We start from the raw sequence: 13175 nt of genomic DNA on the forward strand, positions 1-13175 counted from the left end.
GTCCCGTCATCGGCGAGTGCCGGAGTCGCCCCGGCCCCGATCACCGGAACCGCACCCCCCAGGAGCGTGACGGCTATCGCCCCACTCCGCACCGCCTGACGCCAGCCGTGCCACCGTTGTTGTGAAACCACGCCCCACCCGTTTTCTTAATATTTTCTTATAAGAAACTGTGAGGATCATGTGTTACTTGATCATTTGGGGTCAATGGTGTCGCATATCTGATCGATCGCTGACGGGTGGACGGCCGTGCGAGGCTCTCACCAGGAAGTCTTCGTCAATACCGTCCGGAAAAAAATGATGGATACTACCGGCAAAGTGGAACCAGGTCAAGGTATCTGACCGCGCATCGGCTACCGCCAGCGCCGCCTCAAGCCGAGGCGGCAGGCCCTGCTGGTCCTGGTTCGTCTCGGTGTGGCGACACCTACGCGCGCATGGCCGCCGAGTTCGGCATCGGGATCGCGACCGCGCTACATACGGGAGGCTGTCGGCCCCTTGGCCGCGGTCGCGCCACGGCAGGGCCGCAGTCGTCTGATGCTCACAGCAGAGTGACCAGCCAGGCGGAGGCCAGCAACCCGGTCCGGCGGAGTGAGCAGCCCTCTAGAGCTCGCCGCTCCGCCAGAGCCGTTCCTGCTCGTTGAGGAGTCCCTCGTCGACGGCGGTGTTCCGGCGGTTTTCGACCCACACCGCGGCGAGTGGCCCGAAGACATCGAGTTTGTCGGCAGGGAAGGAACCATCTTCTTCATAGAGGGCGACCAGCGGTGCGGCGGCCGAGTCATCGCGGTCGCAGACTCGGCACAGTACGGATTCTCTGAAGCCGCTGACGGTGCCGCCCTTGTTGTTGCGCCAGCTGTGGGGATAGCGGGCCAGGAGTATCGTCGGCTGGCTGCAGGTGGGGCAAGGTGGTGTTACTCCGACGTTGAGGATGATCTCTTCTAAGTCGTGCGGCTCGCCGGTACTGGCTTCCTCGCTCACGCCACCCCTTGCCACGCCTCCGGGCCAAAGGATCCCTTGATGTCTGAGGCGATGGTAGCGGCGTTCACCAGCGAGGGAAGCTGGTAGACGATGGTTCTCTGTGGGCCGCGTACCGCGAGTTGAACGGGATTCTGGCCGGGGTGGGCGCCCATGATGCGTTTGAGTTCGTTGATGCATGGCTCGTTGATGCGGTGATAGGGCAGCCGGAGCTGGACGGGGGCTGCGCCGTCGCGTTCGGCGGAGGTCACGTCGAGGACCTGCAGTTCCTGCCCGAAGATGCTGATGGCGCCGTCGCGGTCGTTGACGCGGCCTTGCACGGTGATGACGCTGTCCTCCACCAGGGCGGCGGCGACCATCTGGTAGGTGGCGGGGAAGAAGAGGGCCTCGATCGTTCCGTCACGGTCGGCGAGGTTGACGATGGCCCAGGCGTTGCCTTGTTTGGTCATCTTGGGCTGGACGCTGGTGATCAGGCCGGAGAGGCGGACCACGCCTTCGGTGCGCCCTGAGGCCAGCAGGTCCACGATGGTGGTGTCGCGGTTGGTGGACAGGATGTGCTCGGTGCCGTCCAGCGGGTGCGCGGAGACGTACATGCCGAGCATCTCGCGTTCGATGGACAGGAGTTGCTTGCGGGGCCATTCGTCGTCGCTGACCGGCACGTCCAGGCTGAAGCTGTCGTTGCCGGCTGCGTCGCCGAGGCCGGCGAAGAGATCGTCCTGTCCGTAGGCGGCTGCCTTCTTGAGCGGGACGACTGCGTCGATGGCGCTCTCGTGGGCGGCGGACAGTCCCTTGCGGGTATGTCCCAGGGAGTCGAAGGCGCCGGCTCTGATGAGGGATTCCACGGCCCGCTTGTTCAGCGCGGGCAGGTCGACCTTGTCGAGGAAGTCGGAGAACGAAGTGAACTTCCCCTTGGACTTGCGGGCAGCGATGATCGATTCGATGACGTTGTCGCCCACGTTGCGCACGGACAGCAGTCCGAAGCGGACGTCGTCGCCCACGGCCGCGAACTCGGCGAGCGACTCGTTCACATCCGGCGCGAGGACGGTGACGCCGAGCTTGCGGGCATCGGCGAGGTAGATGCCGGCCTTGTCCTTGTCGTCACCGACAGAGGTGAGCAGGGCCGCCATGTACTCGGCCGGGTAGTTGGCCTTGAGGTAGGCGGTCCAGTAGGAGACGAGTCCGTAGCCTGCGGTGTGGGACTTGTTGAACGCGTAGCCGGAGAACGGGAGCATGACGTCCCAGATCGCCTTGATCGACTCTTCCGAGTAGTCGTTGTCGGCCATGCCGTCGTGGAACTTCTGCCACTCGGCGGCCAGCACCTCGGGCTTCTTCTTGCCCATCGCGCGGCGCAGCATGTCGGCGCCACCGAGTGTGTAGCCGGCCAGGGTCCGGGCGATGGCCATGATCTGTTCTTGGAAGATGAGCAGGTGGTGGGTGGAGCCCAGGATCGGGTCCAGGACTTCCTTCAGCTCGGGGTGGATCGGGTCCGGGTTCTGCTTGCCGTTCTGCCGCAGCGCGTAGTTGGTGTGCGCGTTGGCGGCCATCGGGCCGGGCCGGTACAGGGCGAGGGCGGCCGCGATGTCTTCGAAGCGGGAGGGCTCCATCAGTTTCAGCAGCGCGCGCATGCCGCCGCCGTCGAGCTGGAACACGCCGAACGTGTCGCCGCGGCCCAGAAGCTCGAAGGTCTTCTTGTCGTCCAGCGGGATCACGGTGACGCTGGTGTCGCCGTTGCCCGGGTCGACGGTGGCCAGCTTGACGCCGCGGTTCTCGCGGATGTTCGTCAGCGCGTGGTCGATCACGCCCAGGTTGCGCAGGCCCAGGAAGTCCATCTTGACCAGCCCCATGTTTTCGCAGCTGGGGTAGTCAAAGCCGGTGATCTTGACGCCGTCCTTGGCGCGCATGTGCAGCGGGATGCGCTCGGTCAGCTTCGTCTTGGACAGGATGACCGCGGCCGCGTGTACACCGGTGCCGCGGGTGAGGCCTTCGACACCCTTGGCGGTGTCGATGACCTTCTTCACCTCCGGTTCGTTCTCGTACATCGTCCGGATTTCGCCGGCCTCGCCGTAGCGCGGGTGCGCGGAGTCGAAGATGCCGTCCAGCGGGATCGATTTGCCCATGATGTCCGGCGGGAGCGCCTTGGTGATGCGCTCGCCGTGCTGGAAGGGGTAGCCGAGGATGCGGGACGAGTCCTTGATCGCGTTCTTGGCTTTGATCTTGCCGAAGGTGTTGACCATGGCGGTGTACTCGTCGCCGTACTTCTCGGTGACGTAGCGGACCATGGCGTCGCGCTGGCGGTCGTCGAAGTCGAGGTCGACATCCGGCGGGTTGATGCGCTCCGGGTTCAAAAAGCGTTCGAAGAGCAGGCCGTGCTCGAGCGGGCACAGCTCGGTGATGCGGGTCGCGTACGCGACGATCGAGCCGGTGGCCGACCCGCGGCCGGGCCCGACCGGGATCTTGTTGTCGCGGGCGTGGCGGCAGATGTCGGCGACCACGAGGAAGTAGGAGGAGAAGCCCATGGGGCCGATGACCGTCATCTCGGTCTCGAAGCGCTCCATGACCTCGGCCGGGACCGGGTCGCCGTAGCGCATGGCCAGGCCCTTGAGGCATTCCTTGCGCAGCCAGGACTCCTGCGTCTCCCCCTCCGGCACGTCCGGGTACTGCGGCATCTCGTCGACGTTCTCGAAGACGGAGTCGTAGGACTCGATGCGCTCGGCGATCAGAAGGGTGTTGTCGCAGGCCTGCGGCAGCTCCGCAAACAGCTCCCGCATCTCGGCGGCGGTCTTGAGGTAATAGCCGCTGCCCTGGAACCGGAACCGCTTCGGGTCGTCCTTGTTCTTGCCCACCCCGATGCACAGCAGGTTGTCATGCGCATCGGCCTGCTCCTCGTGCACATAGTGCGCGTCGTTCGTGGCCAGCAGCGGAATGTTCAGATCCCTGGCCAGCCGCAACAGCCCGTCGCGGACGTCCTTCTCGATGGACAGCCCATGGTCCATCAGCTCCAGGAAGTAACTCTCCTTGCCGAAAATGTCCTGGTAGGCGGCAGCGACCTCACGGGCCTCGTCGTACTGGTTCAGCCGCAGCCGCGTCTGGACCGCCCCGGACGGGCAGCCCGTCGTGGCGATGATGCCGCCCGCGTGCTCGCTGATCAGCTCCATGTCCATCCGCGGCTTGCCCGCGGGGAACTGACCGGTGTAGCTGGCCTCGGTCGACAGGTAGAAGAGGTTCTTCAGACCCTGGACGTTCTGCGCCCACATCGTCATATGCGTGAACCGGCCACCGCCGGACACGTCCTTCGAGCCCTCACCGTCGTCCGACATGGCCCGCTGGCCGCCCGGACCCCAGAACTCCTGCTTGCGGTTCCGGCGCGAGGACGGCGCGACGTAGGCCTCGATCCCGATGATCGGCTTGACGCCGTCGACACCCTTGGACACCTGATGGAACTCGTACGCACCGAACATGTTTCCGTGGTCGCTCATGGCGACGGCCGGCATGCCCTGACGCTCGACTTCGGCGAACATCGGCTTGAGCTTCTGCGCGCCGTCGAGCATCGAGTATTCGGTGTGATTGTGCAGGTGAACAAAGGAATCCGTCACCGGGAGGGCACCTCCGGAGTCGTGGGAAGGACTTCACCCTAGCCCCCAAACGATGATCGAATCCGGCCCTGAAACGACGTCAAAGCCGTCTCGGCCAAGCCCCTCCCGGGTGACCTCGCACTCTCACAGACCGAAGTCGAAACGCTCCTCGGCGTGGCGGCTCGTCGCGCGCCGACGGCGATCTTCAGGAGCCCGAGACAGCCCGGAATGCATCAGTCAGTGAGCGTTGCGAGGATGCCGCCAACATCTCACGAGAGTGGCTGATTGCGGCCGTCTTGCCGGATCTTTCCAGAGTGCTTCACCATCTGTAATCAGGCGGAGCTGGTCGAACTCAGGGGTGGGGATGTCCTCGGGGACGAGCGCAAACTACTGGGCAGACAAGGCACTGCCCAGCGTGTTCAAACACGAGCTACTCAAGGACTACCTCGCGCAGTTCGGCGGGATGACAGGCTCCCGCGCACGCGACAAGCGCGTGGTCTACCTGGACGGATATGCCGGCGAGGGCCGCTACGAGAACGGCCAGCCGGCCTCAGCCGAGATCGCCCTGTCAATCGCAGCACACCATCACGACCACGGTCTCACCATGGAGTGCTTCTTCGCGGAATCCGAGGAGAAGTCCTACGCCCGCCTGCACGACGTCGTCCAGCACTACCGGCAACGCCAGGTGGTTGCCTACGACCACCACGGCGAGGTCGACGGCGTCCTCAACAGCGTGGTCCGGCGTGCACAGCACGCACCGCTGTTCCTCTTCCTCGATCCATGCGGCCTCGTCCTGCCCCAGGACCGGCTCGTCGACGTCCTGGCCAGGCAGCGCCCTCGGTACCAGAAGTGGCCGCCCACCGAGCTGCTGATGAACTTCAGCATGATGGCCGTCTGGCGTCTGGGCGGACATGTCCGCTCACCCAAGGGCAGCGAGAAGTCACTGCAACGATTCGACGACGTCTGTGGCGGCACCTGGTGGCGGGACTACTTCGCGGATGCTGCAGCCTCCACTCACCAGGAACATGCTGCGCAGGACGCGATCGAGGCCGTAGCCGCCGCGTACGCACGCCGCCTGGAACAGCGCACCGGGATGCTCGTGCAATCGGTCCCGGTCTCCCATTCACCGCGCAAACGCGCCGTCTACCGCCTGGTGTTCGCAACCCGCAGCCAATACGGCCTGTGGGTGTTCGGAAACAGCGTCGCCCGAGCCCGGGACGAGTGGTGGAAGACCCTCGACGAACGCGAAGAGAGCAGCGGACAACTCGCCCTGATCCCCAACAGGCCTGACCCAGAAGACGTCGCCGCCCAAGCCATCCCCGAGATCGCCGCCAACCTGGAAAAACTGCTGGCACGCACACGGCAGCCCATCAAGCTCGTGAACTACACCCTTGAGATCTTCGGCCGTTTCTACGGCCAGGTCCCCGAACCGGCCGTCCGAGAAGCCGTACGACTCCTGCACAAGCAGGGAAAGATCCCCAGCAACGGAGCAGGCGCCCGCAGAATCCGCGAGATCACCGTGCACCCGGGGAACTTGGCGGCCTGACCGACCTGCAACCGGAGCTTCGGCGGCCCGGTTGCAGGGCCATCCACGTCACACGGCCGCAGGCAACGGCAGTTCATCCCACGTGCGGCCCGCGAGCTCGCGACCACCTGCCTTCGGAGTACGGCCACCCCACTGCTTGAAGAAGAAGGACACCCCGGCCTCCTGACAGATGTCCCGGATCTGCGTCACCCACGCCTCGTCCAGCGGCCGGTGCCCAGGCCCCGACTCGCCTCCGGCAATGACCCAGTCGATCCCCGCCAGCTCCAGCCCGTCCAGCGGCCCCAACAAAGGCTCGCACGACAAGAACTTCACCGCCGCGGGCACCTGGCGCAGGTCATCGACGCGCGGCAGTTCCTTCGCGCTCTCCACGGACACGCCCATCCACAGATTCGCCGGCCACTCCAGCCGGTCGGCGACCTGCCGCAGACGCCGTGCCCGCTTGGTGAGGACCTGGTAGGTGTGCTGCGGGGTCTCCGCGATCACGTCGAAGACGCGGCGCACGTAGTCGAGCGGCACCCGCGCGTGGAACAGGTCGCTCATCGAGTTTACGAAGACGGTGCGCGGGCTCTTCCACCCGTACGGCACGCGCAGGGCGTCCGGGTGCACAGTCAGCCCGAACCCGGGCCCGGAAGTTCGCGGGTCACCGTCAGCCTGGTACTTCGGCGACCCCATCGCCTTCAGCCGCTTCGCCAGCGTCAGCGCATAACAGTTGTCGCACCCCTTCGAGACGCGGTCGCACCCCGTGGTCGGGTTCCACGTCGCCTCGGTCCACTCGATCGCACTGCGATCACCCATGGCCGGTCCTCCATCCCCTCGAACCGAACCTGTCCACCGGTCCCGCAGCGGCCCGCTTTCTGCCCAACGACCCGTCGCACAACCGGACACCGGCATCCAACCACCCAGCCACCGGACAGCCCCCGCCACCCCGTTTATCGAACTGATGTGCCCATCCTGCGAGGTGATGCGCCGACTGTAAACAGGCCGTCATACGGCAAATCCGACGTTGGTGACGTACTCGTACTGCCCCCACTGCGACCCAAGATCGATGACCTGGTCCACCCACGCGTCGTCGTGCTCCTGGTCGTCACCCGCCACCCAGGCCGCGACGATGCGGTCCCAGTGACGGACGTTGAGGGTGCGGAACTCCACGACGCGCTGGCGGGGCCGGTCGACCTGGGACTGGTTGAGCGGGTGAATCTCCACGCGGGTCCCGATCGGGTTGGGCAGGACCGCGTCGTGGTCCCAGACCGGCGGGGTGATCAGGTGGACACCCGCGCGGCGACGGTCGTGGTGATCACCGGTGGAGTGTTCCAGCTGCCCGAGCGGCAGGTGGGTCTTGAGCGCGGACAAGTAGGCACCGTTGATGTCGAGCGCGGTCACCTCGTGCCACCCGGCGGGCAGTTCGGGGCGGGTCCACTTGGGGCGGGCCTCCCAGACCTGGTCCGCGCCGCGGGCGGTCTGCTTGCGCAGGATCTCGGGCAGCCACGGGTGGGCGACGATGTCGTAGCGGCAGCCCTTGCGGGTGTGGTCCAGGAGCGCCATCGCGTCCGGGATCGCCCGCTTCACCAACGCGGCCTCGACATCACCGGCGTGTTCGGCGAGCGCGGCCGCGACAGCGGAGCCGATCAGGTCCGGAGTGTCGGAGGCCGCCTGCACCCGGCGGCCGACCGGCACGACCCTGACGCCGCGCGCCGGCCGATCCTGACGTTCGGCGGGCGCCAACTGCCGTGAGGTCTGCTGCGCGGCTGGCTCGGACACGCACTTCTCCGCCTGTACGGGCTCAGCTGCGCCGCACTCGGCAGAGTCCAGGTGCTGCGGGAATCCTTCGACCTGGTGACGGGCGGGCTGCCCGCACAGCACGCAAGGCTGTGGCGCGGCCAACGCGTCGAAGTCGTCCGTGTCGACCGCTTGGTCGGCTTCCGCCGGAGCGTCAGCGGGGTCGCCGACAGGGGCAGTCGCCGTGACTGCGGCGGCGTCCAGCTTGGTACGCGCTCCATCGAGGAAGTACGCGTACTTCTCCCGCACCTCGCCGCTCGGGTCCCACCCCGACTCCCAGCCCCCGACAGTGGACGCGCCGACGCCCAACGCCGTCGCGAGCTGGGCGCGAGACAGGTGCAGCCCCTCGCGCAGCTGACGCCGCTCCTCGGCAGGCGGAAGCGGGGTCCGGTCCGACGACGCGGATGCGAGCAGGGCATCGATGGCCTGGAAATCGCTCATCGTGGCGCCCCCGCAACGTTGACTCGGTCCGGGTGACAGTCCGGACACTTCTCCCCGCTGCCCATCTCGCCCAGCGTCCGGAACCGCGGGTTGAGGCGGGCGGCCGGCGAGCCGGGCCCGCACTTGGTGCACCAGTCAGGCAGGCCAGAGCGGCGCTGCTTCGTGGTCGTCTGCGTGAGCGGGGCTGTGGACCTCTCTGCATGCTGAGCGAGATCTGTCGGCGACGGGTGAATCGTGACCCTCTGACGGCGGATCAAAACTGACCCACTTCGTGGTCTTCTGACCAACCTGATCTTGATCGAAGGTCAGGAGAAGAGGGTGATTTCCGTGGAGGACTGGGCAGAGATCCGCAGGCTGCACCGGGCCGAGCAGATGCCGATCCGGGCGATCGCCCGGCAGCTGGGCATCTCGAAGAACACCGTGAAGCGGGCCCTGGCCACGGACCGGCCGCCGGTCTACTCGCGGCCGCCGAAGGGCTCGGCGGTCGACGCGGTCGAGCCGCAGATCCGGGAACTGCTGAAGCAGACCCCGACGATGCCGGCGACCGTGATCGCCGAGCGGATCGGCTGGGAGCGCGGGATGACCGTCCTCAAAGAACGCGTACGCGAGCTGCGGCCGGCCTATCTGCCCGTCGATCCGGTCTCGCGCACGACGTATCAGCCCGGCGAGCTGGCTCAGTGCGACCTGTGGTTCCCGCCCGTCGACATCCCGCTCGGATACGGGCAGAGCGGCCGGCCTCCGGTGCTCGTGATGGTGTCCGGCTACTCGCGGATCATCGCCGCGCGGATGCTGCCCACCCGCACCACCGGCGACCTGATCGACGGGCACTGGAAGCTTCTGACCGGCTGGGATGCAGTGCCGCGGATGCTGGTCTGGGACAACGAGGCCGGGATCGGCCGGGGCAAGGTGACCGGGGACTTCGCTGCGTTCGCGGGCCTGCTCGCCACCCGGATCTATCTCTGCCGGCCTCGCGATCCCGAAGCGAAAGGGCTGGTGGAGAGGGCGAATGGCTATCTGGAGACCAGCTTCCTTCCCGGCCGCACCTTCACCGGGGCCGATGACTTCAACACCCAGCTGACTGCCTGGCTGGCCGTCGCCAACCGGCGCCAGCACCGCACCCTGGGCGCCCGTCCGGTTGACCGGTGGGAGGCCGACCGGGCCCAGATGCTCGCCCTGCCGCCGGTCGACCCGCCACGCTGGTGGCGTTTCGCGACCCGCATCGGCCGCGACCACTACATCCGCGTCGACACCTGCGACTATTCCGTGCACCCCTTGGCCATCGGCAAGAAAGTCCAGGTCCGCACCGACACCGACGAAGTCATCGTCACTCTCACCCCCGGCGGGGCGGAAGTCGCGCGCCATCCGCGGTGCTGGGCCAAGCAGCAGACCATCACCGACCCGGACCATGCCCGCGCCGCCGCCCTCCTGCGCGGCGACTATCGCCACCACCAAGCCTCCCAGGCCCTCGCCGCCCGTGGGCAAAACGCTGCGACAGCCAGTGATCTCGTCGAGGTCGAGCAGCGCCAACTCGACTCCTATGACCGCATGTTCACCCTCATCGAGGGTGGCGGCGGACACGACGAGCCGGAGGTCTCCTGATGCCCGCCACCACCAAGACCGCCGCCGCGGACAAGCCCAGGACGGGCCGTCAGACCGCCGCCGACCTGTCCTTCCTCGCCCGGGCGATGAAGGCCCCGGCCCTGCTGGACGCTGCCGAGCGGCTGGCCGAACGCGCTTTGAAGGAGACCTGGACGCACACCGAGTTCCTCGTCGCCTGTCTCCAGCGGGAGGTCTCCGCCCGTGAGTCCCACGGCGGCGAGGCCCGCATCCGCACCGCCCGCTTCCCGCGATCAAGACGATCGAGGAACTCGACGTCACCCATCTGCGCGGCATCACTCGCCAACAGCTCGCGCATCTGGGCACGTTGGACTTCATCGCCGCGAAGGAGAACACCGTCTTTCTGGGACCGCCGGGCACCGGGAAGACGCACCTGGCGATCGGGCTCGCGGTCCGCGCCTGCCAGGCCGGTCACCGGGTCGCGTTCGCCACTGCCGCCGAGTGGGTCGACCGCCTGGCCGCAGCCCACCACGCCGGACACCTCCAGACCGAGCTCACCAAACTGTCCCGCTATCCGCTGATCGTGGTCGACGAGGTCGGCTACATCCCCTTCGAAGCCGAGGCCGCGAACCTGTTCTTCCAGCTGGTCTCGAACCGCTATGAGAGAGCGAGCGTGATCGTCACGAGCAACAAGCCCTTCGGACGCTGGGGCGAGGTCTTCGGCGACGAGACCGTGGCCGCCGCCATGATCGACCGCCTCGTCCACCACGCCGAGGTCCACTCTCTCAAAGGCGACTCCTACCGCATGCGCGGACGCCAACTGGGACGCGTCCCCACCGCGACACACGACACCGACTGAACACCGGCAACCAGACCCGGTGGGTCAGAACTCGACCGTCCAAACTGGGTCAGGATTCAGCCGCCGCCGACAAGATCGGACCAGCCACGAGGTGCCATCTCCCGCACCCGGTCACACAGCCATGCCTCCGGCAGGCCCTGAGCCAGCAGCTCAACAGCCTGCTTCTCCAGCTTCGCCTTGGTCCCGTTCAGCACCGGTCGCCCTAGGACAGCAGCGTACGCAGCCACGATCCGGTCCCCCGCTGCTGCGTTTTTGTCTGAACGCTCACGCTGCTGCGGCAGCTCAGCCCCAGAGGGGTTGGAGCCGTGGTCTTCGGCGGGAACTTCGGTCTCTCTCTCTCCGTCCGGCGGAACGTCCCTCGTGCCGTCAGCGTCACCCGAGACGGAAGAGAGAGAAGAGGGAGATTTAGAAGGAAGGAGAAGGGGGTCGGAATCCGACCGGGGTGCAGGGTCGGAATCCGACCGCGGGGGGGTCGGAATCCGACGAGGGGGGGCCGGAATCCGACCCTGGGGGGGGTCGGAATCCGACGGGGGGTCTGACCTGCGGTTTTCCTGCGGGACCTTGAAGGTCAGCTCTTCCACGAGAGTCGGCCCGTAGTCGGTGCGGGCCCGCTTCATGCTCGCCAGCAGCTCCAGGTTCACCCGGTACAGGTCCGCGATCCGGGCGCCGTTCTTCGGGCTGTACCGCTCACTCGACGCCAGCAGACCGCGCTGGATCAGCTTCTGCTTGTTCGACTTCGCGGCCGACTCTTTCAAATGCGCCTCGTCGGCCAGCTGCTGCATGGACGCGATCACGTAGCCCTTGGCGTCGGTGTGGTTGCAGCACGCCATCAGGAATGCGCCTTCGCCCACGCTCAGGCCATCGGCCTGGAACACCAGATTCATGTGCTGAATCACCGGCCCACCTCCAGCACCCAGAAGCCGGCGGCCTGGACAGAGCGGGCGGCACTGCTGAGACAGAGGACGGCTCGGAGCCGCGGCGTGTCAGTCACGCGAGGCGGTGCGGTCCGCGTCGGCGGACGGTAAAACGGGCGGTGCAACGGGGTCATCTCCCCAGGCAGGGGAGCCGCGACCAGCGAATGTGACCTGGTAGTACCTGCGGATAGTGGCGTAGCGCGAGATACCGCGCTTATCCTTGGGTACAGGTGACCACGCGGGCTTTCGGGCCCACGGGCATCACCCGGCAGACGAGGTCACCTCGCTGCTCACGACTCAGGGCGTTGGAATCGGGCTGAGTCGAATGCTGGGAAGCGGCTTCCGTTGTGGCGACGGGGGCCGCTTCGGCGTTACTGGGGCATCACATCAGACTCCCCGTGGGAACTTGGCGGCGAGCCCGCGTAGGAGCTGGGCATAGGCCTGGCGGTGTGGCTGCCGGGGCTCAGCCCGGCCGGTTTCCCACCGGACGACCTGAACGCGGTGCACACCGAGGGCCTCAGCGACTTCGGCCTGCGTCAGGTTTCCCGCCAGGCGCAGTCGAGCCCTCTCGGCGGGACCCGGAAGTCCAACAGCCCGATTCAGCAAGGACTCGATCGGCTTGGGCAGTTCTTGCGCTGTCGACATACGCCTCCCCTCAATGAACTGACACCCTGAACGCTACACGAAAGTTTCTCGATGTAGTCGGTGGAACGGGAGTTGACGGCGCGCCATGGAGATCCCGTGCGGGTCAGGAGCGCCCCTTTGCTGCATAACGGATCAAAACGACATCGCCGATTGCGCGGACCTCAAGACCTTCATTCGGGCCGCCGATCCGCCCGGGTAGTCGACGGCCCCAGGAGGCGGGCAGCCTCCGGCAGGCCGGCCAGCAGCGGGGGGCTAAACGGTTTACATGGGGCAACGGGGACCATCCCCGCGGGTGCGGGGAGCAGTTCGCTGCGCCCTGTGTTGCGGTCTGCAGCTGGGGACCATCCCCGCGGGTGCGGGGAGCAGGGCGATGGCGAGATGTACTTCATCGGCGAGGTGGGACCATCCCCGCGGGTGCGGGGAGCAGACGGGCCGGGAGCGCGCCGAGGATGTCGACACGGGACCATCCCCGCGGGTGCGGGGAGCAGAGCAGAACCCTCGGATCGGCCGTTCCGTCCCGGGGACCATCCCCGCGGGTGCGGGGAGCAGCCGGGCGTGCAGGGGTTCGCCGACTGCTCGACGGGACCATCCCCGCGGGTGCGGGGAGCAGATTCCGCAGACGACGGAGTAGTGGATGCCGTCGGGACCATCCCCGCGAGTGCGAGGAGCAGTTCCTGTCCGCGCTCGGGGTGTCGTTGTTCGCGGGACCATCCCCGCGAGTGCGGGGAGCAGCAGGACGCCGGAGTAGTGGCGTTGCGCAATCTGGGACCATCCCCGCCAGTGCGGGGAGCAGCTCTTTGAGCGGGCCTGGCAGCGGCGAGCGTTGGGACCATCCCCGCGGGTGCGGGGAGCAGACCGACCGGTACGGCTTCGCCCCGGCGGCAAAGGGACCATCC

Annotated in this window: 8 protein-coding genes, 1 pseudogene and 1 CRISPR repeat array (1 of these 10 running past the window's edge); of the genes and pseudogenes, 3 read left to right on the plus strand and 6 right to left on the minus strand. The window is 67.0% G+C overall.

All coding sequences use genetic code 11. The annotated features are described in order from the left end of the window. Positions 1 to 597: 597 nt before the first annotated feature. Positions 598 to 972, minus strand: coding sequence for a DUF6300 family protein (locus tag OG798_RS55945; protein WP_328760524.1), 375 nt, complete (start codon positions 970 to 972; stop codon positions 598 to 600). Then, on the minus strand, positions 969 to 4562 hold the full coding sequence (gene dnaE, locus OG798_RS55950; protein WP_328760525.1) for a DNA polymerase III subunit alpha: 3594 nt from the start codon (positions 4560 to 4562) through the stop codon (positions 969 to 971). The genes OG798_RS55945 and dnaE overlap by 4 nt, the downstream gene beginning before the upstream one ends. A 394-nt stretch (positions 4563 to 4956) precedes the next feature. On the opposite strand from dnaE, the gene tcmP reads away from it, so the two are divergent. Then, positions 4957 to 6087 (plus strand): three-Cys-motif partner protein TcmP, encoded by a 1131-nt coding sequence (gene tcmP, locus OG798_RS55955; protein WP_328760526.1) that lies wholly within the window; start codon positions 4957 to 4959, stop codon positions 6085 to 6087. 48 nt (positions 6088 to 6135) lie between these two features. On the opposite strand, the gene OG798_RS55960 is transcribed toward tcmP, so the two are convergent. Next, positions 6136 to 6882: a DUF5131 family protein gene (locus tag OG798_RS55960; RefSeq protein WP_328760528.1), complete on the minus strand. Its 747-nt coding sequence runs from the start codon at positions 6880 to 6882 to the stop codon at positions 6136 to 6138. 189 nt (positions 6883 to 7071) lie between these two features. Further along, entirely contained in the window at positions 7072 to 8304 is a 1233-nt protein-coding gene (locus OG798_RS55970) for a helix-turn-helix domain-containing protein (RefSeq protein ID WP_443054272.1), read from the minus strand. A gap of 318 nt (positions 8305 to 8622) precedes the next feature. Here OG798_RS55970 and istA point away from each other — a divergent pair, with 318 nt between their 5' ends. Both istA and istB read left to right on the plus strand, forming a co-directional pair. Then, the gene (istA, locus tag OG798_RS55975; protein WP_328755811.1) at positions 8623 to 9903 is read left to right on the plus strand and encodes an IS21 family transposase; all 1281 of its coding nucleotides are present in this window, start codon (positions 8623 to 8625) and stop codon (positions 9901 to 9903) included. An 86-nt stretch (positions 9904 to 9989) separates the two neighbouring features. Then, positions 9990 to 10720 (plus strand): annotated as a pseudogene (gene istB, locus OG798_RS55980) (IS21-like element helper ATPase IstB). A 56-nt stretch (positions 10721 to 10776) separates the two neighbouring features. On the opposite strand, the gene OG798_RS55985 reads toward istB, so the two are convergent. Beyond that, positions 10777 to 11616 (minus strand): hypothetical protein, encoded by an 840-nt coding sequence (locus OG798_RS55985; RefSeq protein ID WP_328760529.1) that lies wholly within the window; start codon positions 11614 to 11616, stop codon positions 10777 to 10779. Positions 11617 to 12021: 405 nt separating this feature from the next. Then, positions 12022 to 12279, minus strand: a complete 258-nt coding sequence (locus OG798_RS55990; protein ID WP_316738573.1) for a helix-turn-helix transcriptional regulator — start codon at positions 12277 to 12279, stop codon at positions 12022 to 12024. 276 nt (positions 12280 to 12555) lie between these two features. After that, positions 12556 to 13175: direct repeats of the CRISPR family, unit length 29 nt; unit sequence GGGACCATCCCCGCGGGTGCGGGGAGCAG; it runs 1056 nt beyond the window's last position.

Source organism: Streptomyces sp. NBC_00271 (assembly GCF_036178845.1).
Taxonomy (GTDB): Bacteria; Actinomycetota; Actinomycetes; order Streptomycetales; family Streptomycetaceae; genus Streptomyces.

Coding starts and splice junctions, on each gene's coding strand:
- OG798_RS55960 (WP_328760528.1), bottom strand. CDS start 6,882: ATGGGTGATCGCAGTGCGATCGAGTGGACCGAGGCGACGTGGAACCCG.
- OG798_RS55970 (WP_443054272.1), bottom strand. CDS start 8,304: ATGAGCGATTTCCAGGCCATCGATGCCCTGCTCGCATCCGCGTCGTCG.
- OG798_RS55990 (WP_316738573.1), bottom strand. CDS start 12,279: ATGTCGACAGCGCAAGAACTGCCCAAGCCGATCGAGTCCTTGCTGAAT.